The sequence below is a fragment of the Flavobacterium aestivum genome (assembly GCF_026870175.2).
Taxonomy (GTDB): Bacteria; Bacteroidota; Bacteroidia; order Flavobacteriales; family Flavobacteriaceae; genus Flavobacterium; species Flavobacterium aestivum.
Map to the genome: position 1 here is coordinate 3558747 of NZ_CP113977.2, position 22643 is coordinate 3581389.

A 22643-nucleotide genomic window follows, 5' to 3' on the forward strand; every position below is an offset into this window, starting at 1 on the left:
TATTTTTTCATAACTTTATGTGCTTTTTTACCTTATAAATAAAAAGGCAAAATATAACGTGGAGGTCAGAAACCACTATAAAAACGAGGCGAAACCAAAAGCCATACGAGTAGATAAAATTTTAACACCAATCAAAATGGAAGACAAACCAATCAAAATGGAAAATAAAAAGATAATTACTGTATTTGGTGCGACTGGTGCACAAGGCGGTGGACTAGCCAGAGCAATTTTGGCAGATAAAAACAGTGAATTTGCTGTAAGAGTTGTTACCAGAAACGCTAATTCAGATAAATCTAAAACATTCGCACAATTGGGTGCCGAAGTAGTCGAAGCCGACATAGATGATATCAAAAGCATTAAGAGAGCATTAGAAGGTGCTTATGGAGCTTATTTTGTTACCTTTTTTTGGGATCATTTCTCTGTTGAAAAAGAACAACAAGAAGTAAAAAACTTTGTAGAAGCTGCACTGGAATCTCATTTGCAACACATTATTTGGTCTACATTGGAAGACACCAGAAACTGGATGAAACTAGATGATGACAGAATGCCAACTCTAAATGGTAAATACAAAGTACCTCACTTTGACGGAAAAGGAGAAGCTGATCATTTCTTTACCGAAGCAGGCTTACCAACTACATTTTTAAGAACTTCCTTTTACTGGGACAATTTTATTCATTTTGGAATGGGGCCTAAAAAAGGAGAAGATGGTAATTACTATATAGCCTTCCCTATGGATGATAAAAAGCTATCTGCCATTGCCTCCGAAGATATTGGAAAATGTGCCTATGGAATATTCAAAAAAGAAAAAGAATTAATTGGAAAAACAGTTGGTATTGTAGGTGAAAAACTAAACGGAAATGAGATGGCCGCCAAACTATCAAAAGCCTTAGATAAAAATGTAATTTTTAATCCAGTAAGTCCAGAAGCGTATCGCAATTTTGGATTTCCAGGTGCCGAAGATTTAGGTAACATGTTTCAGTTTAAAAGAGATTTTAATGATGATTTTAACGGAGTCCGCAATGAAGTCTTCTCAAAAGAACTGAATCCTGAATTACAAAATTTTGACAAATGGCTCTCTGCCAATGCTTCCCGAATTCCTATTGAATAAAAAATCGTAATGAAAATAAATCATTAATCCCCGTTGGGTGTAATTCAAAAGGCAATTACACCCAACGGGCATTAATAACGAGTTCTAAAATGAAGCTTTCCTTTTTCAAAGAGAAAAAACTCAAGAACTTGTATTCAAAAAACAGTATACAACAACCAATCAAATATGGATTCATTCTCACATGTAGTTTTGGGAGCAGCTATAGGCGAAGCTATGCTAGGCAAAGAAATAGGTCGAAAAGCAATCCTATATGGAGTTTTAGCCAGTAATCTCCCAGACATAGATGTGTTCGGGACACTTTTTTTTAGTGATTCACAACAATTACTATTTCATCGTGGCATTACGCATTCATTTTTGTTTATAACACTAATTTCAGTTCTATTGGGTTGGCTCACCAAAAGATGGTCTAAAGACAGCCCCGTAAACTGGATCAATATGACGTGGTTATTCTTCATAGCCATGCTGTCACACATACTGCTAGATTCACTTACCGCTTATGGCACAGGATTATTTGAACCCTTTAGCAATTACAGAATATCCTTCAATACCATTTTTGTTGCAGATCCATTATATACATTTCCATTTTTCTTTTGTGTTTTATTGGCTTTTAGAGCAAAAAATGGTTCACCACAACGAACAAGATGGAATAATGCCGGTCTGTGCATTAGTTCCTTCTATTTGATTCTTGCAATTCTAACCCATCAGTATGTCTATCATGTAATGGAGAAATCCTTAAAAGAGCAAAGAATAACATTCGATCATTTCACAGTCACTCCTACTCCACTAAATATTTTTTTATGGATGGGATATTCACATGACAAAGATGGAGCATGGATAGGATACTACTCTATTTTTGATAAAGAAAAAAAAGTAAATTATTATCGAGTACAACGAAATGACTCATTACTTCTTCCCTTTGCAAGCGAAAGATCAGTAAAGGATCTTAAACGACTTTCAAAAGGGAACTATACCGTAACAAGAGAAGATTCTTCCCTATATTTTAATGACATCCGCTTTGGTCAAATAAGCGGATGGGATAAACCAAATGAAGCTTTTGCTTTCAAGTACAACCTCAACAAAAACACCGATAACAAAAGAGCTTTGAATAGAATCAAACATAAAGAATCTATGTGTGTAATATTTGCGTCCTTACTAAAACGAATTAAAGGGAAATAGATCATCCATACATCATTACACTGTCTTTACAAAATAAAAAAAATCTAGGAATAGATTAAATCATGATTAACAATTTTTCAAAGTCCTATTTCGGCCCTAACCCTCGCTAGAAAAAGCAAAGTCGGGGATTGTTTAAGATTCGGCCGGCTATAATAAACATTTTAAATATTTAAATTATGAAAAAAGCAAACATTGTATTCGTACACGGACTTTGGGCTGATGGTTCCTGCTGGAATGAAGTGGCGCCAGCGCTAATGGCTGAAGGCCATGAAGTGATTTCTGTACAAAACCCTTTATCATCACTGGCAGATGATGTAGCGGCTGTTCGCCGAGCCTTTGCTAAGCTGGATGGACCAATTGTATTGGTAGGCCATTCATGGGGCGGAGTAGTAATAACAGCAGCCGGAACCAACCCAAAAGTAAAAGCCCTAGTATATGTGGCTGCCCTAGCCCCCGACGAAGGCGAAACAATAGGAGAACTGACAAAAGATTATCAAACTGCCGTATTTCAGCATCTGGAAGTAGTAGACGATTATATTTGGGTAACCCGAGAGGGTATACAAAAACATTTTGCATCTGATCTTACTGAAAAAGAATCGGAGCTAATCTATTATACACAAGGCCCTGCAGCAGCAGGATTGTTTGTCGAAAAAATGACAGCACCTGCATGGAAGAATACACCCAACTGGTATATTTTGGCTACAAACGATGAAGCCGTTAGCCCGGAACTGCAACGTATAATGTCAAAAAGAATTGGGGCTACGGTAACTGAAATAGAATCGAGTCATGTTCCGATGATATCTAAACCTCAGGAAGTACTGCAGGTAATAAAAGCAGCTATTGACAGTTTGTAATTTTGATTCATACAATATTTATCAACCAAAGTGAATACCATTTTGGTTGATAAATTTCTATCCCTCGGCAATATTTCGACCTTTAAGCTCAATTATCTCTCAGAGTCAAAAATCAATAAAAATCCATCATATCACACAAAATATTACCTATAAAAAATTTTGAAAAGTATTCATAAAATTAAAATTCATTTAATTATTTGTAAGAAAAAAAGCTATACATTTGAAAGGGCATAAACGAAACAATCAAACACAAATTTTTAAAATTTAAGAGATGGATAATAGCTTGATAGAAATTGAACGACTTTTTGAAAACCTTAAATTCGCTTGGAATGAAGGCCATAGTGAACTTTATGCATCATACTTTACCGATGACTGCGACTATGTTGCTTTTGACGGACAACATTTGAAAGGAAAAATTGAAAATGCTCAATTACACAATAAACTATTCAAAAGCATCTTAAAAGGGTCGAAATTGACAGGAAAAATTAAAACAACCAAATTCATTACGTCCGACATTGCTATTTTTTATGCAGTTGGTGCCGTTCAATTGAGTTTTCAAAAAAACGTACCCAAGAACAAGCTTTCTATAAATACAAACGTGGTAATAAAAGAAAATGGTGTTTGGAAAATTTCATCTTTTCAAAATACAAGAATAAAAAAACCGAACTTTTTTCAACGATTATTCGCAAAATAGAGCGAAGAAAGTAATAAATTTGTAAAAACGACTGGCAATTAAGACAATAAAAAGCTTCAAATAAAACTGACTTTCGTCTATTTACCCAAACTTAGATAAGCTTTGCGAAAATTTATTTTGTACATAGCTATACTACAAAACCAACTCAATTACTATAAATCATTAAAACAATTATTCAATGAAATCATTAGTAAGGACTTTTATACTCATGGCAGCAATGACATTTACATACAATTGTTATTGTCAGACACTGCCCACGGACACGGTTAAAGAAACTTTACTAAAAAACGGATGGAAAACCGATCATATATTAGGGCTTGACCCTAATACCGAAACATACAAACTGACAAAATATAATCCTCAAGAAATATTTGCTGGAAACCTTACTCAATTTTTAGATAATTCAACTTTTCATAGCCAGTATACAGCCTGGTGTGGTAATGACAATTTTACTAACGTTTTTGGAAAATACAAATTTCTGGACAAAGACAAAATTGCTATTGCTGTAGATACAGTAACCTATTCCGGAGGATGGACCAAACCAACTGAACATAGAAAATCAAATTATTCGACCTTTACTATATCAATTGTAAAAGATACATTAATATTGACAAGACAGAAATAACTAGACATGCCTTTTGACATGAATAGCAAAGTACAACATATAACAAAACCTGCCCAAAAGCGGGTTTTCGTTTTTCTAAGACAATATTTTGGTAAAAGAATTTAAAAATAAAGTAAGAAACAAAAAATACGATAATGGAAATTGACAATTTATTGAAGCAAGTGAATTTTATTAAAGAAATAGATAAAATAAAATACATTCAGCGCAAAACCAAACTATTCAATAGCGACAGAAACGAGAACGATGCTGAACATAGTTGGCATTTAGCCATGATGGCAATTGTTTTAGCCGAACATTCGAATGAAAAAATCGATTTGCTAAAAGTTATAAAAATGGTTCTCATTCACGACATTGTAGAAATAGATGCCGGCGATACTTTTATTTATGACACCGTAAAAAATCACACCAATACTGACGAAGAATCTCTAGCTGCAAATCGAATCTTTGGAATCCTACCCCAAAAACAAGCCGAAGAATTAATTGAAATTTGGAAAGAATTTGAAAAAGGGGAAACAAACGAGGCTAAATTTGCAAAGAGCATGGATCGGTTTGAACCTCTATTGCAAAACACATCAAATAATGGTGGAACTTGGAGAGAGTTCAATGTAGATTATGCAAAAGTCTATGAGAAGAAAAAGGAAATTAAGAAAGGCTCTGAAACAATTTGGAAGTATTCAGAAGCCTTAATTAATGAAAGTGTAGAAAAAGGAATTCTAATTAAAAATTAACATGATTGCAACTAAAAAGAGAAATGCTGTTAACGCTATATTAGCTGAATATCAAAAAGCAATTTTGGAACTACAGAGTGTAATTCAAAACATCTCTGATGAAGATTTGGCATTTATAATTGATACAGAAACAAAAGACCCAGACTGTAAATCAATCCAAACTGTTCTTGCACACGTTGTGAGTTCAGGATATTCCTACTGCATTTATATTCGAGAACTAAAAAATGAAGGTATAACTCGCCCTGAGAAAATAAACCGTAAATCCGTTTCTGAATATAAAAAAGATTTAGACGATGTTATACAGTTTACTTATGACACTTTTTCTAACATTTCAGATAATGAGATAGAAAAATTTGATGAATCAGAAAAAATGAGGACTTCATGGAAACAATTGTACGATATAGAGCAAATGATGGAACACGCAATCGTACATGTTTTGCGTCACAGAAGACAAATAGAGAATTTTAAAACTCAGCTAGGTAAGTAATATTAGTGATTATCAAACTGAGCAGCATTTTGCGATAAACTAGGAGCTTTCTCTAGCAACTGAAACCTATTTATTTGCCGTTTTTTTTGATTGATTTTGAAGAAGATACACTCTAAATTCAAATAGCTTATTTGGATTATTTTTTCACATTTTTTTTAAAAAAAGCATTTTTTAAACAACTTTATTTCCATATGACTTAAAAATCGTACATTTATGAGCTTTTAAATTATCAAACACTCCCCCATGGAAAAATTAAAAAAGTTAATACAAGATTTAGAAAGTAAAATACCTAATCAAGAAATACTTAATCCAGCAATCTCAAAATCATCTGTTGGTTGGCATATTGAACATTCGCTCTTAACAATAATATTAATCGTTGGAGCATTGCAAAAATCAAATCCGGAAAATTATAAATGGAAATTTAATTTCAAACGCGTTTTAATATTCACCATAAATAAAATTCCAAGAGGAAGAGCCAAAGCACCTAAAGTGGTTCAGCCCAAAGAAGATGTCAACATAGAATCCTTAAGAAATCATCTTGAAAAAGGAAAAGCAAAATTAGCCGAGTTAAATTCCATAAGTGATAAAAACTATTTTGAACATCCATATTTAGGTCATTTAACTTTAAAACCAACTATCAAATTTCTTGAAATTCACACCAATCATCATCTGCAAATTATAAATGATATAATAAAAAGTAATTCATAGAGCTTTTTACACATTCGCTTACAGTCACATTTATCCAATATCCTTTTATAAAAAAATAAAAGGGAATAGTATTGTATTTTAAGACTAATACTCACTTTATTAATAAAAATCATTTTTTCAAAAAACCACAAAACACAATTAACCAAATAGTTACACTAAACAGTATTGAAATAAGAACCTACAATTTCATTTTTTGACCTATGTCAATATTTAAGATTAGGAACAATCGCACATTTGCACTGTTATTAATTTTAAAACATTAAAAAAATGAAAAAGAAGTATTTTAAATACATCAACACACTATTTGTAGTTATACCAATGACATTAATTATGGCATTTGTGGGTCTAATGAGAAACTATGGTTTTGGAGAAGATTGGTTCCTGAAATTCTTAAAAGCATGGAGCGTAATGTTACCTGTAGCCTATTTAGCTGCATTTATTATTATTCCAAATGCTAGAAAATTATCTGAAAAAATAACCGCTTAGAAATGGTACTTACAGAATTACATCCTCTCACAGAATTTGGCACAACTAGCCAAGAACGTGTAGAAAATGCTTTAAGACATCTTCAAAACGGAAAAGGAATTTTACTAACTGATAATGAAGACAGGGAAAATGAAGGTGATCTTATTTTCCCTGCTCAAAGCATAAACTCACAAGATATGGCAATGATGATAAGAGAATGCAGCGGTATTGTTTGTCTTTGCCTAACCAATAACAAAGCCGATGAACTGAATTTGCCTTATATGGTAACAGAAAATACCAGTCATTTTCAAACTCCTTTTACCATCACAATAGAAGCCACAAAAGGCATCACAACTGGGGTCTCAGCATCAGACAGAATTAAGACCATTCAAGCAGCTTGCAATCTAAATGCAAAACCATCAGATTTAGCAAGACCAGGACATATTTTTCCTTTACGGGCAAAAAACAATGGCGTTCTAGAAAGAAACGGACATACAGAAGGCAGCATCGATTTGATGAAACTAGCCTATCTAGAACCTCAAGCCGTTCTGTGCGAATTAATGAATCCAGACGGAAGCATGGCCAAACTATCAAGAATTATCGATTTTGCAAAACAAAACAATTTAATAGTATTATCAATAGAAGATATTATCTATTACCGTAAATTTGTTAGAGACTATATTTAATTTTTACAATGCAAGAACAACTGTCTAATTACATAAAAAAGAGTATTGATGTTACGGACGAAGATTTAGAAATTATTCTTTCTTATTTCAAACCAATAAAAAAAAACAAAAATGACCTTTTACTTTCACAAGGAGAAACCAGCCAACAAACTTTTTTTGTTGGCAAAGGTTGTTTAAGGATTTTCTTTGTAAACGAAGAAGGAAAAGATGTCACGAGATATATTGCTTTCGAGAATCAGTTTGCAACGGCATTAGTTAGCTTTATAACCAAATCACCCTCAACAGAATACATACAAGTCATAGAAAAATCAGAAATCTTATATATAAACCACCGAGATTTTACTAATTTAATGGAAATCGTTCCTAAATGGAGAGAATTTTATTGTAAATATCTGGAGAAAGCATACGTGAATAACACCAATAGATTAATGTCATTTACCACAATGGACGCTTTAGAAAGATACAACCAATTATTAAAGATAAATCCAACTGTTGTGAGACGATTGTCTAATAAAGTTGTGGCTTCCTATATAAATGTTTCTCAAGAAACTTTAAGTCGTTTAAAATCTAAAAACTAGTTTTTTGACTTAAATCAAAGTTTACACTATTTTTAATATTCAATTTTGTACTCATAAAAACAAATAAAATTATGAGTGAACAAGATTATTCAATAGCCGTACAAAAAGGTATAGTATTAAACAATAAAAAAATTGCAGAAAACACTTTCCATCTTAAAATTCAGAGCGAAGATTTCAAAAAGATGGAATATATTGCAGGATTTACACTTGATATCTATTTAGGGAATCCGTTTGAACAACCGGAAATAGAAGATAGAAAATATTCTTTTTGGGATTATGATCCAATTTATAATAATGCTGATATCGCAATTTGTACTTTTTCAAAAGGCAAAGGTGCGAATTGGATAAAAACAATTAAACCAGGAGATGCCATATATTTTAAACAACCTAAAGGCAAACTTTTGGCAGATAATAATGCCGAAAATTATTTATTGATTGGGGACACAACGTCGCTCTCACATTTGTATGAAATAAACAGAAACTTATCAATATCCAAAAACATTTTCAGTTTTATATACGTTAATCAATCACAAGATATTTTTCCAGATATTGACTTAAGTTATCCATTAAATTTCCATGTTATAAATCCAGTTTCAGCAGAAATTATTCTAAAAAAAATCATAGAGGAACTACCCGATAATTTAGACAATACAATAGCCTATATTTTTGGAGAACCAGAAACTTGCATAACCATACATAACTATTTGAAAAAAGATAGAAATTTCCCAATACAAAATCTACGAACAAAGCCATTTTGGAAAACAAATAAATAACCATTTCTAATTCAAATCATTGAATTACAAGTAGATAACCATATATGCATAAAATCTATCTTTCTCCGCGAAACTATAAAAAGCAATATCAAACCTAGTGTAACGTCTGGATACGGTGTCTCAAAAAAATGACAGATTCGTTTTATATTCCCAATTTAATTTTTCAAACAAAAAAGGTAAAAAAAGATTAAAAAGAGGTAATATTTTATAACTAAATTTGAATAACTCTTACACTTTAATTTTCAACACTTTATTAATCAAAAATATATTCTTTTTCAATGTTCATAGGCTTTGTCACAAAAAATAAAAGCTCTAAATTAGCAGTCTAATTTTTATAAAAAAAAACAATGAAAAATACTGCTTTAACGCACATACATGAGGGTTTGGGAGCAAAAATGCTACCGTTTGCTGGATACAATATGCCTATTCTTTATGATGGGGTAAATACTGAACATGAAACAGTTAGAAATGCTGTAGGAGTGTTTGATGTATCTCACATGGGTGAATTTATTCTCTCTGGTCCAAATGCATTGGCCTTAATACAAAAAGTAACTTCAAATGATGCTGCAACATTAACAATTGGTAGAGCTCAATATTCTTGCTTACCAAATAATGAAGGTGGAATTGTAGATGATTTAATTGTCTATAAATTGAAAGAAGAAGAATATTTATTGGTTGTAAATGCATCGAATATTGATAAAGATTGGGAATGGATTTCTGCTCACAACGATTTGGGTGTAGATATGAAAAACCTATCTGATGAATATTCATTATTAGCAATTCAAGGACCTAAAGCAGTAGAAGCTATGCAATCTTTATCTTCTATAGATTTAGGAGCTATTACTTATTATCATTTTGAAGTAGCAGATTTTGCAGGTAGAGATAATGTAATCATTTCAGCTACAGGATATACAGGATCTGGAGGTTTTGAAATTTATTGTAAAAATGAAGATGTAGAACACATTTGGAACAAAGTGTTTGAAGCAGGAGCTTCTTTCGGAATTAAGCCAATTGGTTTAGCTGCTCGTGATACTTTACGTTTAGAAATGGGATTCTGTTTATACGGAAACGATATCAACGATACAACTTCACCATTAGAAGCTGGATTAGGTTGGATTACTAAATTCAATAAAGAATTCACCAATTCTGAGAATTTAAAAAAGCAAAAAGAAGCAGGGGTAACAAAAAAATTAATAGCTTTTGAAATGCAAGAGCGTTCAGTGCCAAGACACGATTACGAAATTGTTGATGCAACTGGTACTGTAATTGGAGTTGTAACTTCTGGAACTATGTCACCATCTATGAACAAAGGAATTGGACTAGGTTATGTAACTACAGAAAACAGTGCTGTAGACAGTGATATCTTCATTAGAATTAGAAAAAATGATGTTGCTGCCAAAGTAGTAAAATTGCCTTTCTATAAAAAATAAAAAGATTAAATGAACAAAATTTCGCTTGTAATATTCTTGTTCACAAATACTCTATTTGCGCAAAATAGCAATTCTACATGTGAAATTCTATTCAAAATAAATACTCTCATTCAAGCAGAGCATATTAATCCAAAGCCGGTAAACGACAGTTTATCGGCTTATGTTTTTGATAACTTAATGAATGAATTGGATCCGTCAAGAAACATTTTTTACAAATCACAAATTGATGCCCTTTCCAGTAAATACCGTCTTAATTTAGACGAATTGATTCTAAACAAAAACTGTTCTTTTATATCCGAAATCAAAGCTCTTTACAAAGCAAATCTTGAAAGAAACAAACTCGTTTTAGACAAAATAAGCAAAGAAAACCTCGATTTCAACCAGCTAGACACAATACGATTCAAACAAAAAAATTTCAATTTTTATCTAAAAGAAAGTGAAGTTGATAAAGTTTGGAATAAAAAAATCCGTTACGAAATATTAAATGATATTTCTGGAAAAAGTAAAAATTTAGATTCTATAAAAAGCAACTTTACTTCATTAGCCTTAAAATCAAAAAAAGCAATTATTGATAATGAGATTTGTAAAATCAATGCCTTAACAAAAAGCGACAAACCTTTTGAAGACGGGCTTTACAATATCTTTTGTACTTATTTTGACCCACACACAAATTATTTCAGTAACGATTCTAAATCCAGTTTTGTATCCACTTTATCCAAAGAACGTTTATCTATGGGCTTAAACGTGAGCCTAAACAATAAAAACGAAATCATTGTATACGAAATTGATCCAAATGGTCCAGCCTTCAGATCCGGAAAAATCAAGAAGGGAGATCAAATTTTATCAGTTTCAAATCAAAAAGAGACTTTACAAGTTTCCTGTTCGTCATTAGAATCTATTTCAACCTTATTGTCTTCAGAATTAAACACCAGCATAACATTAACCCTTAGGAGAAACGCCGGTAAAATTTTTAAGGTTACCATAGAAAAGCAAATTCTAAAAGACGAAGAAAATGCCGTGTATAGTTTCATCATCGATAAGGAAATCAAAATTGGTTATATAAAAATTCCAAGTTTCTATTCAGACTTTGAAGGTCGAAGTGGTAGAGGCTGCGCACAAGATGTTGCCAAAGAAACCATTAAACTAATGAAGGACGACATCAAAGGTTTAGTTATAGACCTAACTGATAATGGTGGAGGATCAATGGAAGAAGCCATTAAATTAGCAGGTTTATTTATAGAGTCTGGACCAATATCAATATTAGTTGATAATAAAAAAAGACTATCCGTGATAAATGACCCCTACAAAGGTGTTATTTACAAAGGCCCAGTCATTATTATAATCAATGGAAATTCAGCCTCAGCAAGTGAATTTTTCGCCTCAATAATGCAAGATTACAATCGGGCACTTTTGATTGGTAGCACCTCTCTTGGAAAAGCCACCATGCAAACCATTGCTCCATTAGAAAAAAATGATGATCAAAATTTTGTAAAAATAACTATCAGTAAATTTTATCGAATAACCGGAAAAAGTCATCAGGCAGTTGGAGTAATTCCAGATGTACAAATCCCAACAATATACCAAACCATTTTTCAAAAAGAAAGCGAATTTCCAACCGCTTTACCAAATGACAGTTTAAATACACAAGTTCGTTTTAGAACCTATGTAAAAAATAGTCTGATAGACGAATTAGCACAAAAGAGCGCCAAAAGAGTATCCGAAGACCCTTATTTTAATTCCGTAAAAGCTCTTAATTCTAAAATTGACCAAACAGTCAACAAACCAAAACCAGAGATGCTGATGACAATAGACAACGTCTTTGAAGAACAAAACAACTTGTCTAATTTATGGGAAGAAATCAATAATTTTGACACTAAAGATCTTAATCTAAATGTATCAAATTCTGATTATAATAAGTCGTTGCTAATCATTTACCCCTCTGAAAAAGAGTACAATCAAATGCAACTGGATGCCTTAAAATCTAATCACTATCTCAATGAAGCCATAACAATCATTGAAGACTTTAAAGCATTAAAAAGAAACTAACAAAAACTTTATACAAAAATTCCAAAAGATTATAAATTGATTTTGGAAAAATAAGGAATAGCTGTATTTTTGCAGTTCAAAATAATAAAAAGAAATGGGAAGAGCGTTTGAATTCCGAAAAGGTAGAAAAATGAAACGTTGGTCAGCAATGGCTAAAGCGTTTACCAGAATTGGTAAAGATATTGTAATGGCAGTAAAAGAAGGAGGTCCTAACCCTGAAGCCAATTCAAGATTAAGAGCCGTAATTCAGAATGCCAAAGCAGCCAACATGCCTAAAGATAATGTTGAACGCGCTATCAAAAAAGCAACTGATAAAGATACTGCCAACTATAAAGAAGTTTTATTTGAAGGGTACGCTCCTCACGGAATTGCTCTTTTGATCGAAACTGCTACAGATAATAACAACAGAACTGTTGCTAATGTTAGAAGTTACTTTAACAAATGTAACGGAACTATGGGAACTCAAGGTTCTGTAGAATTCATGTTTGACCATACTTGTAACTTTAGAATACCAAAAGAAGGAATCGATCCTGAAGAATTAGAATTAGAACTAATTGATTTTGGAGCTGAAGAAGTTTTTGAAGATGAAGATGGTATTTTAATCTACGCTCCTTTCGGAAGTTTTGGAACTATACAAAAAGAGCTTGAAAACAGAAACCTGGAAATCCTTTCTTCTGGTTTTGAAAGAATCCCTCAAATCACAAAAAAACTTACTGAAGCTGAAATGGCTGATGTAGAGAAACTGATTGAAAAAATGGAAGAGGATGACGACGTAATGAACGTATATCATACTATGGAAGAAGCTTAGACTTCACTTAGTAAGACTAAAAAATAATAAAAAAGACTCCAAGGCGCTGCTTTGGAGTCTTTTTTTGTTAGACAATTTCTATTTAAAGCAAAAAAAACTCCAGAGTTTTCTGGAGTTTTATATATCAACAAATAGTTTATACCATTAAACTATTTTACAAATTCAACTTTTTGAGCTTCTTCTTCATTAACACTATCAAAGAAACCTTGATCATTCATCCATTCATCACTAAATACTTTACTCATATAGCGAGAACCATGATCCGGGAAAATAGCGATTACATTACTATTCTCATCAAACTCTCCTTCTTCCGCATATTGCTTTATAGCTTGCATTACTGCTCCTGAAGTATATCCGACAAATAATCCTTCTTTTTTAGTTACTTCTCTTGCTGAATGAGCACTATCTTCATCAGAAACTTTAATAAACTTATCAATTATATCAAAGTCAGTTGCTGATGGAATTAAATTTTTACCTAAACCTTCTATTCTATAAGGATAAATTTCATCATTATCGAATTCTTTAGTTTCATGGTATTTTTTCAAAACAGAACCAAATGCGTCAACTCCAAGTATTCTAATATTAGGATTTTGCTCTTTTAAGAATTTTGCAGTTCCGGAGATTGTACCTCCAGTTCCACTACAAGCAACAAGGTGAGTTATTTTACCATTGGTTTGTTTCCAAATTTCTGGTCCGGTAGATTTGTAATGAGCATCAATATTAAGTTGGTTAAAATATTGATTAATATAAACCGATCCTTTTGTTTCCTCGTGCAAACGTTTGGCAACATTGTAATAGGAACGGTCATCATCTGCAGAAACGTGGGCTGGGCAAACATATACTTTGGCTCCCAAGCTTCTTAACATATCAATTTTATCTTTGGATGATTTTGAACTTACGGCAAGAATACAGTTATATCCTTTTATAATGCTTACCATAGCTAAACTAAAACCTGTATTACCAGAAGTTGTTTCGATTATGGTGTCACCTGGAGACAAAATCCCTTGTCTTTCTGCTTCTTCGATGATGTATAAAGCTATTCTGTCTTTCGAAGAATGTCCTGGATTAAAGGATTCTACTTTAGCGTAGAAATTACCTTTTAACTCTTCAGTGACTTTATTTAGCTTAATAAGTGGTGTATTACCTATTAATTCTAAAACATTTTTACAAGCATTTATTTCTTCTTTCATAAAAAAATAGTTTATCAAAGGGTATTTTCAATCCACCCCGATATGATGCAAATCTAACAAAAAAAATCTAATTACTTTTGAATTTTTTCTAAATCTAGTAAAAAACTGTACTCTTTGGCCAATTCTTTGATCGCTTCAAAGCGTCCAGAAGCACCTCCATGACCTGCATCCATGTTAGTATCTAAAAACAAGAAATTATCATCAATTTTTAAGGCTCTTAGCTTAGCAACCCATTTTGCAGGCTCCCAATATTGCACCTGAGAATCATGTAAACCTGTAGAAACGTACATATTAGGATATTTCTGCGGTGCTATATTATCATAAGGAGAATAAGACAACATGTAGTCATAATACTTCTTATCGTTTGGATTTCCCCATTCATCATATTCCCCAGTAGTAAGTGGTATGCTATCATCAAGCATTGTTGTTACAACATCTACAAAAGCAACTTGAGCAATCACGCCATTATACAATTCTGGTGCCATATTAACCACCGCTCCCATCAACAAACCACCTGCAGAACCTCCTTCGGCGTATAAATGCTCCGGAGAAGTATATTTTTCGGCTATTAAAAACTTAGAACAATCAATAAAATCTGTAAATGTGTTTATCTTTTTCAACAATTTCCCATCCTCATACCATTGTCTTCCCAAATCTTCTCCCCCACGAATGTGTGCTATGGCAAAAATAAATCCTCTATCTAACAAAGTTAGTCTGGTCGATGAAAAAGTGGCATCCATAGAATGACCATAAGATCCATAAGCGTACTGAAGTAAAGGATTACTACCATCTTTCTTCAATCCCTTTTTATAAACCATAGAAATAGGGATTTTGGTTCCATCATTTGCCGTTGCCCAAACACGCTCTTCGGTATAATTACTCTTATCAAACTTTCCGCCAAGTACTTCTTGCTCTTTCTTGATTTCTTTGGTTTTGGTTCTCATATTAAAATCAATAATCGAAGACGGCGTTGCCATAGACTGATATCCATAACGCAATACATCGGTATCAAAATCAACATTTGATGATGTATAAGCCGTATACGTTTCGCTTTCAAAAGGAAGATAATACTCCTCTTCTCCACTCCACGGCATAATTCTGATTTTATTCAATCCGTTCTCACGCTCTTCTACAACCAAGAAGTCCTTAAAAATCTCAATATCTTCCAGTAAAACATCTTTCCTATGCGCAATAACTTCTTGCCAATTGGCTTTAGAAGTCTTGTCCACTGGGGTTTTCATCAATTTAAAGTTCTCAGCCTTATCCATATTGGTCATAATATAAAAACTATCCCCATAATGATTAATGCTATATTCCAGTCCTCTAACACGTTTCTGAAAAATTTTAAATTCTCCATCCGGGTTATCAGCATCTAGAATTTGATATTCTGTAGTGAGTGTGCTACCAGACTCTATCGCTAAATATTTTCTGGATTTAGACTTTGCGATGTCAACATTAAATGTTTCGTCTTTCTCAAAATAAACCAAAACATCATCAGCTTGTTTTGTACCTAGTTTATGTTTAAAGATCTTATCCGAACGCAATGTTACATTATCTTGATCCGAATAAAATATGGTTTTATTATCATTTGCCCAAACAGCACTTCCTGTAACGTCCTCTATTTTATCTTCTAAAATTGTATTGTTTTCAAGATTTTTTATTTGAATGGTATAAATGCGTCTTCCTACAATATCACAGCTAAAAAGTGCCATTTTATTATCTGGACTAATACTCAAAGCGCCCAATTGAAAATAAGGCTTGTCTTTCGCCATTTCGTTACAATCAAAAAGTATTTCTTCCTTTGCTGAAAGACTTTCTTTTTTACGAGAATAAATCGGGTAATTTTGCCCTTTCTCAAAACGAGTGATATAGTAATACCCGTTGAACAAATAAGGAACTGATTGATCGTCTTCCTTAATTCTGCTTTTCATTTCCTCAAATAATTGAGCTTGAAAATCTTTTGTATGTATCGTTTTTGCCTGATAATAGGCATTTTCCTGATTCAAATATTCAATAACTTCCGGATTCTCTCTGTCATTCAACCAAAAGTAATTATCAACTCTAGTTTCTTTGTGCTTTTTTAGTTTTTTCGGTATAATTTTAGCTATTGGAGGCTGTATAATTTCTGGCATTGTTGGCGCTGTTTGTTTAAAATATATTTACAAAAATAGTACAAAGAGAACTAATAATTAATGCACTTAAACAAAATACTTCATAGTTATAATATAGTAATTGCGTAAATTTGCTTTTTAATTTTTAAAAAATATCAAAATGGATTTAATGGGAATGATGGGTAAACTTAGAGAAACCCAACAAAAAATAGAAGATACTAAAAAACGTTTAGACACCGTACTTATTGACGAGCAAAGCAATGACAATTTATTAAAAGTTACTTTGACTGCCAATACAAAAATAAAATCAATCACCATTGATGATTCTTTATTAGAAGACAAAGAACAATTGGAAGATTATTTGATTTTAGTTTTGAACAAAGCAATTGAAAAAGCATCAAACGTAAACCAAACTGAATTGGATGCCGTTACCAAAATGGACATGCCTATGATTCCGGGAATGGAAGATATGTTTAAATAAAATTTCAGAAGTTAGATATTAATTTCTAAAACCTTGTATAAAAAAAACCTTGTAAGATATTGAACATCCTACAAGGTTTTTTTTATGTCTTGTCCGTATATTTTTTTCCTAAGCAAGTAAAGGGAGCTTATTGCAACGACATCTGTTATGAGATTGCTTCGTTCCTCGCAAAGACAAACATGCGCCTATATCTATATTTCTTTTAAAGAACAATCTTCTGCAACGTTTCTAAAACATACGTATGCATCACTTCTTTATAATCCAGATGCGTTACTATTCTAAGTTTTCCTTCTCCTAACGCACTTATTAGAATATTCTTTTCTTTCAGTTTCTCAATAAATAACTTTTCACTCAATCCAGTTCTTACAGAAAAAATCAAAATATTAGTTTCAACAGGTTCAATTTTACCTATCCATGGCTGACGAGACAATACCTCAGCAATTTCTCTTGCTCTTCTATGATCATCAACCAATTTGGCGATATTATTATCTAAAGCAAAATTTCCTGCCGCAGCCAAATACCCTACTTGACGCATCCCACCACCTAATATTTTTCGGATACGTAATGCTCTATGAATGGTTTCTTTATTCCCCAAAAGAACAGAACCTATTGGCGCTCCCAATCCTTTGGACATACATACCGAAATGGTATCAAACAGAGCTCCAAACTCTCTTGGATGCTGTTTCTTCGCCACTACTGCATTCCAAATTCGAGCACCATCCAAGTGATATTTCAGGTTATTATTAACACAAACCGCTTTTATTTTTTTTAATTCTTCCAGATCATAACAAGCTCCTCCTCCTTTATTCGTTGTATTCTCTACACATACTAAGCTTGTTAACGGACTATGATAAAACTCAGGATCATTTATAGCTCCAGCCACTTGTTCTGCCGTAATCATGCCTCGATTCCCGTCCAAAAGACAACAAGATACACCGCTGTTAAACGAAACACCACCCCCTTCATAATGATACACATGAGCATATTTATCAGCTATTAATTGCTCTCCAGGCTGGGTATGCAACTTTATCGCAGTCTGATTTGCCATAGTCCCCGACGGAAAAAAAAGCCCTGCCTCCATACCAAACATCGCCGCCAATCTCGCTTCAAGAGCAATAACAGTTGGGTCTTGCTTGTACACATCATCCCCTACTTGGGCATTAAACATATACTGCAACATTTCAACCGATGGCTTGGTTATCGTATCGCTAACTAAATTTATTTCCATAATCTAAAAACTATATCATATTTTTGCAATTCAAAACTAGTAAAATTATCAGAAGCTAATCTAATAATTTTTCGAAGCAAAATTACTATAAATTTATGACAACTACCGAACAAATTAAAGGTATTGTGGAACGCCTTGGTGCGTTGAGGAGGTATCTTTGACGTTGATGCCAAACTTATCGAAATTACCAACGAAGAGGAAAAAACTTTTGCTCCTGACTTTTGGAACAACCCAAAAGAAGCAGAAAATCTCGTAAAAAATCTTAGAAGCAAAAAAAAATGGGTTGAGGATTACAACAAAGCGGTCGATATGACTGATGAGTTGCAACTTGCCTATGATTTTTACAAAGAAGGTGAGCTAACTCCTGAAGAATTAGACAATCAATACAACCTAACCCAAGCACATATTGAAGCTATAGAATTCAAAAACATGCTTTCGGAAGAAGGTGATAGCTTGAGTGCTGTACTACAAATCACTGCTGGTGCTGGTGGTACAGAAAGTTGCGATTGGGCAGAAATGCTCATGCGTATGTACATGATGTGGGCCGAAAAAGAAGGTTACAAAATTAGAGAACTGAATTTCCAGAAAGGAGATGCTGCCGGAATAAAAACAGTAACTCTCGAGATTGAAGGAGATTATTCTTTTGGATACCTCAAAGGCGAAAATGGCGTACACCGATTGGTACGAATTTCTCCTTTTGACAGTAATGCAAAAAGGCATACATCATTTGTCTCTGTTTACGTTTACCCACTTGTCGACGACACTATTGAAATCGAAATTAATCCTGCTGATATCGAAATAACAACAGCACGATCTAGTGGTGCGGGAGGTCAAAACGTAAACAAGGTAGAAACCAAAGTGCAATTGACTCACAAACCTACCGGTATCCAGATTCAATGTTCAGAAACTCGTTCACAGCATGACAATAGAACTCGTGCCTTGCAAATGTTGCGCTCACAGTTGTATGAAATTGAACTTAAAAAGCAACAGGAACAACGTAGCGATATTGAAGCCGGAAAAATGAAAATCGAATGGGGTTCACAAATACGTAATTATGTAATGCAACCCTACAAACTGGTTAAAGACGTTCGAACAGGATATGAAACCAGCGATGTAGAAGGTGTAATGAACGGAAACATTGATCCATTCCTTAAAGCCTTCTTAATGATGATGGGACAACGCGAAGAGGAATAGCATCCCATACTTCTTAAGAGTTCAATAATACTCATATAAAAAAGCCTTTCAATATTTCTTTGAAAGGCTTTTTCATTTGTACAACTGTACCGTCTTGAAATAATTATAAAAAACATCTTAGCTATCTTCCTAACACTCTTGTTTCCTTAATCCATTTTATCATTGCATTTTCTAATGTGCTTCTTAAAATAGGTTTAGGAACATAATCATTCATTCCTACTTTCATGCACTTATCTTTTTCCTCTTCAGATACTCCTGCTGTTACCGCAATAATAGGAATATTGTCTCCTCCTTGCATTTTTCTTATCTCTATTGTTGCCTCAAGCCCATTCATTACAGGCATTTGTATATCCATAAGAATCAAATCCGGTACAGCTTCAAGAAATTGCTGTACTGCCTCTTTTCCATCAAAAGCTTCAATGATAATAACATTAGGAAATATTTTCTTCACTAACGTTTTTATTAGCATCATATTTATTTTATTGTCTTCAACTATAAGGATTTTAAGCTTTTCGTTTTCAAACTCTGTAGTTTCTTCAAAAATAATGGGCTCGGAAGGAGTAATTATTTGCTCATTCTCTGCTTCATTAGATGTTTTAAATTCAACATCAAAATAAAAAGTACTTCCGGATTTATATTTACTTTTTAACTGTAATTGACTATTCATCAAACCTAATAATTGGTTCGAAATCGTTAATCCCAAGCCGGTTCCTCCAAACTTTTTTGTAGTTGAACTGTCTTCTTGAACAAAAGCCTGAAAAATCTTGGCTCGGCTTTTTTTCTTGATTCCAATTCCAGTATCACTTATAGAGAACCTCAAACGCGATTTGTTTGCAATGGTCCCTATTGTAGAAATTCTTAGCTTTATTTCTCCACATGATGTGAATTTTATGGCGTTAGCAAGTAAGTTCAATAAAATTTGTCTTAATCTCATATGATCTGTCCAAATGAATTTTGGAACATTCTTGTCTAAACTAAAATTCAAATCAATTTTCTTTTCCATTGATTTTCTTTTAACCAGTTTGATTACTTGTTTAACCAAGTCAACAAGGTTACATTTTTCAATAAACAGTTCAAATTTCCCAGATTCAATTTTGGAGAAATCTAATATATCTGTGATAATTTCTAATAACAAATGTGAAGATTGGTTGATAGTTTCCAGAGATTGTTTTTGAAAATCTGTCAATTTGGTATTCATTAATAACTCACTAAATCCCAAAATACCATTTAGAGGAGTTCTGATTTCATGGCTCATATTGGCCAAAAATTCAGATTTAGCTTTATTAGATGCTTCTGCAAGTTGCTTTTCTTTCAGAATGGCTTCATTCTGTTTTCTTTCGGTTATATCAATGTAAATACCAACGATATAAGCTATTTTTCCATTTTTAGCAATACTCTCAGAAAATTCCTCAACCCAAACTATTTCCTTGTTCTTACGGATAATTCTATATACTGAATGTATTGGCTTGCCATTCTTGAGTGATTCTATATTCGATTCTATCGTTTTATCTCTATCATCTGGATGAATTATATCTAAAAAAGACAGCTTATCTTCAAAAAAATCAGATTTGAGATAACCCGTCAGGTTTTCAATCTCATCATTCAAGTACAGTTTTGTTGCTTTGGCATCAAATTTTGATAAATAAACGGTACCTGGAATATTGTTTGCCAACAGTTTAAATTTGTCTTCACTCTCCCGAAGATTAATTTCATTTTGCATGCGCTCCATTGTAGAACTGATAGTACTTGCTAACATTTGGAGAATATTGATTTCATCTGTTGTCCAGACTCTTTCGTTTTGACAATCCTCCAAACTCATAAAGCCTATAATTTCCTCTTTGATGAGAATTGGCAAAATCAAAATCGATTGTACATTATACGCAGTCAGTATTTTTTTGAAATAGGTAGAATCCAATTTACTGGTAATTACAACTAGTGGAGCTGCCGGCTCCTTTACCGATAGAAAACCATAAAACTTATCACTCGAAAATTTTCGCAAAGTATTGACTTCAATCTCGCTATCTACATTATTCCATTTGTACTTTTGTATTAAATGTTTTCTTTTTTTATCATTTTCGTAATAAAAAATTTGGTTCACATTCGTGACTTTTCCAATTATAGGGAACGTTTCTTGAAATATCTCGATAATGTTGTTTTTCTGTATAAATTTGTTTGTGCAAATTGTCATAGCAGAAAGTAGCTGGCTTTTATAATCTATTTTCTTTTCAATCTCAAACCGCACTTCAGATTCTAACACATTGGCAACGATGTCTGCAATCGAACGTGCAAAATTTATATCATCTTGATCCCAATCGATTTTTATTTCAGTAGTTTCAAAGGAACAAATGCCTTTTATCTCACCATTTATAAACACAGGCGTATCTATTAAGGATGAAATTCCTCTTTCAGACACACAATAAGCATTTCCAGAGAGATCCGACTCTGGTATAAACGTTGCAACATCTGATGTTACGACCTGTTTGTCATTTTCTATTGAGAGAAAATAGTGTTCAATATTTTCCCTATATAAAACTATATTTTTTTCAAAAGTTTCAGTTTTTAGATTGTATAGACTTACGCATTCAATCCTATCTGGATAATATTTCCAGTAACTCGATTGGCAAACTCCCATGATCTTGCCCGTGATTACTAAAATATTCTTCAAAACATCATCAAAATTTTCTGCTCCTGAGTAACTTTTTAGGGTCAAGCTCCTCAATATTTCCATGTAAGCATCAACTTTATTTTGTCTTTTAAACTCGCTTTCTTCTTTCAGTTTCTTAGAAGTAATATCTCTGGCAATTCCGGAATAGCTAATTATTTTCCCCGATTCATCCTTGTTCAAAATAACTTTTTGCGAAACCCATAAATACCCACCATCTTTTTTGGATACTGGAAATTCAACAGTTGGAAATTCATCTTCATCCTCTAATACCCCTTTATAGGCATCTAAAACCTCTGCCACATAATCTTCACGAACAAATTGAGAAAAATGAGATCCTAAGATTTCCTCTTTACTATAGCCAGTGAGTTTATAAGTGATTTCATTGATAAAAGTATAATTACCATTTAAATCAATTTCAAAAATAATGTCCGTAGCAGTCTGAATCAATTTTTTATATTGGTTTAAAAATTGAATCTCTTTAGACATTTCTAGATGCAATTCACCGTAGCTGTCTTCTGAATTTGAAATTGAATTATTTGAATTATCCATTTATTTGAGATATTTAAAATTGCAAGTGAAAAACGATACCAATACATCTCTATATCAGC

21 protein-coding genes are annotated in these 22643 nt (G+C 32.9%); 17 read left to right on the forward strand and 4 right to left on the reverse strand.

The genetic code is table 11. The features are described 5' to 3' along the window. Positions 1 to 136: 136 nt before the first annotated feature. The 15 genes from OZP08_RS15320 to OZP08_RS15390 all read left to right on the forward strand — a co-directional run bounded on the left by OZP08_RS15320 (position 137) and on the right by OZP08_RS15390 (position 13166). Entirely contained in the window at positions 137 to 1108 is a 972-nt protein-coding gene (locus OZP08_RS15320; protein ID WP_268846965.1) for an NmrA/HSCARG family protein, read from the forward strand. 165 nt (positions 1109 to 1273) lie between these two features. Next, positions 1274 to 2284, forward strand: a complete 1011-nt coding sequence (locus tag OZP08_RS15325) for a metal-dependent hydrolase (RefSeq protein WP_281322251.1) — start codon at positions 1274 to 1276, stop codon at positions 2282 to 2284. Positions 2285 to 2460: 176 nt separating this feature from the next. Beyond that, on the forward strand, positions 2461 to 3138 hold the full coding sequence (locus tag OZP08_RS15330; protein WP_268846968.1) for an alpha/beta fold hydrolase: 678 nt from the start codon (positions 2461 to 2463) through the stop codon (positions 3136 to 3138). 271 nt (positions 3139 to 3409) lie between these two features. Further along, positions 3410 to 3832 (forward strand): SgcJ/EcaC family oxidoreductase, encoded by a 423-nt coding sequence (locus OZP08_RS15335; protein WP_268846969.1) that lies wholly within the window; start codon positions 3410 to 3412, stop codon positions 3830 to 3832. 178 nt (positions 3833 to 4010) lie between these two features. Beyond that, the gene (locus OZP08_RS15340) at positions 4011 to 4457 is read left to right on the forward strand and encodes a hypothetical protein (RefSeq protein ID WP_268846970.1); all 447 of its coding nucleotides are present in this window, start codon (positions 4011 to 4013) and stop codon (positions 4455 to 4457) included. 134 nt (positions 4458 to 4591) lie between these two features. Beyond that, positions 4592 to 5185, forward strand: coding sequence for an HD domain-containing protein (locus OZP08_RS15345; RefSeq protein WP_268846971.1), 594 nt, complete (start codon positions 4592 to 4594; stop codon positions 5183 to 5185). Position 5186: 1 nt separating this feature from the next. Further along, positions 5187 to 5672, forward strand: a complete 486-nt coding sequence (locus OZP08_RS15350) for a DinB family protein (protein ID WP_268846972.1) — start codon at positions 5187 to 5189, stop codon at positions 5670 to 5672. Positions 5673 to 5915: 243 nt separating this feature from the next. Then, on the forward strand, positions 5916 to 6380 hold the full coding sequence (locus tag OZP08_RS15355) for a hypothetical protein (RefSeq protein WP_268846973.1): 465 nt from the start codon (positions 5916 to 5918) through the stop codon (positions 6378 to 6380). Between the two features lie 267 nt (positions 6381 to 6647). Further along, positions 6648 to 6866, forward strand: a complete 219-nt coding sequence (locus OZP08_RS15360) for a DUF2798 domain-containing protein (protein ID WP_268846974.1) — start codon at positions 6648 to 6650, stop codon at positions 6864 to 6866. Between the two features lie 2 nt (positions 6867 to 6868). Continuing rightward, complete coding sequence (ribB, locus tag OZP08_RS15365; protein WP_268846975.1) at positions 6869 to 7531, forward strand: 3,4-dihydroxy-2-butanone-4-phosphate synthase; 663 nt, start codon at positions 6869 to 6871, stop codon at positions 7529 to 7531. Positions 7532 to 7539: 8 nt separating this feature from the next. Beyond that, positions 7540 to 8109: a Crp/Fnr family transcriptional regulator gene (locus OZP08_RS15370; RefSeq protein ID WP_281322252.1), complete on the forward strand. Its 570-nt coding sequence runs from the start codon at positions 7540 to 7542 to the stop codon at positions 8107 to 8109. 71 nt (positions 8110 to 8180) lie between these two features. Beyond that, entirely contained in the window at positions 8181 to 8882 is a 702-nt protein-coding gene (locus OZP08_RS15375) for an SIP domain-containing protein (protein ID WP_281322253.1), read from the forward strand. A 347-nt stretch (positions 8883 to 9229) separates the two neighbouring features. Continuing rightward, positions 9230 to 10312 (forward strand): glycine cleavage system aminomethyltransferase GcvT, encoded by a 1083-nt coding sequence (gcvT, locus tag OZP08_RS15380; protein WP_268846977.1) that lies wholly within the window; start codon positions 9230 to 9232, stop codon positions 10310 to 10312. 9 nt (positions 10313 to 10321) lie between these two features. After that, complete coding sequence (locus tag OZP08_RS15385; protein ID WP_281322254.1) at positions 10322 to 12358, forward strand: S41 family peptidase; 2037 nt, start codon at positions 10322 to 10324, stop codon at positions 12356 to 12358. A gap of 94 nt (positions 12359 to 12452) precedes the next feature. Next, entirely contained in the window at positions 12453 to 13166 is a 714-nt protein-coding gene (locus OZP08_RS15390) for a YebC/PmpR family DNA-binding transcriptional regulator (protein ID WP_268846980.1), read from the forward strand. Positions 13167 to 13315: 149 nt separating this feature from the next. Here OZP08_RS15390 and capA read toward each other — a convergent pair whose 3' ends face one another. Beyond that, positions 13316 to 14356, reverse strand: coding sequence for a cysteate synthase (gene capA, locus OZP08_RS15395; protein WP_268846981.1), 1041 nt, complete (start codon positions 14354 to 14356; stop codon positions 13316 to 13318). A gap of 71 nt (positions 14357 to 14427) precedes the next feature. Next, complete coding sequence (locus tag OZP08_RS15400) at positions 14428 to 16488, reverse strand: S9 family peptidase (RefSeq protein ID WP_268846982.1); 2061 nt, start codon at positions 16486 to 16488, stop codon at positions 14428 to 14430. A gap of 139 nt (positions 16489 to 16627) precedes the next feature. Here OZP08_RS15400 and OZP08_RS15405 point away from each other — a divergent pair, with 139 nt between their 5' ends. Continuing rightward, positions 16628 to 16948 (forward strand): YbaB/EbfC family nucleoid-associated protein, encoded by a 321-nt coding sequence (locus OZP08_RS15405; protein ID WP_100841230.1) that lies wholly within the window; start codon positions 16628 to 16630, stop codon positions 16946 to 16948. 202 nt (positions 16949 to 17150) lie between these two features. On the opposite strand, the gene OZP08_RS15410 is transcribed toward OZP08_RS15405, so the two are convergent. Next, entirely contained in the window at positions 17151 to 18176 is a 1026-nt protein-coding gene (locus OZP08_RS15410; protein ID WP_281322255.1) for a threonine aldolase family protein, read from the reverse strand. Positions 18177 to 18271: 95 nt separating this feature from the next. Between OZP08_RS15410 and prfB the strand changes: the two genes are divergently transcribed. Continuing rightward, positions 18272 to 19370 (forward strand): peptide chain release factor 2 gene (prfB, locus tag OZP08_RS15415; protein WP_281322256.1). Its coding sequence is split into 2 segments (ribosomal slippage): positions 18272 to 18334 and positions 18336 to 19370, totalling 1098 coding nucleotides; the frame shifts between segments, so codons are not numbered across the junction. 121 nt (positions 19371 to 19491) lie between these two features. Here prfB and OZP08_RS15420 read toward each other — a convergent pair. Then, the gene (locus OZP08_RS15420; protein WP_281322257.1) at positions 19492 to 22584 is read right to left on the reverse strand and encodes a PAS domain S-box protein; all 3093 of its coding nucleotides are present in this window, start codon (positions 22582 to 22584) and stop codon (positions 19492 to 19494) included. Positions 22585 to 22643 lie beyond the last annotated feature (59 nt).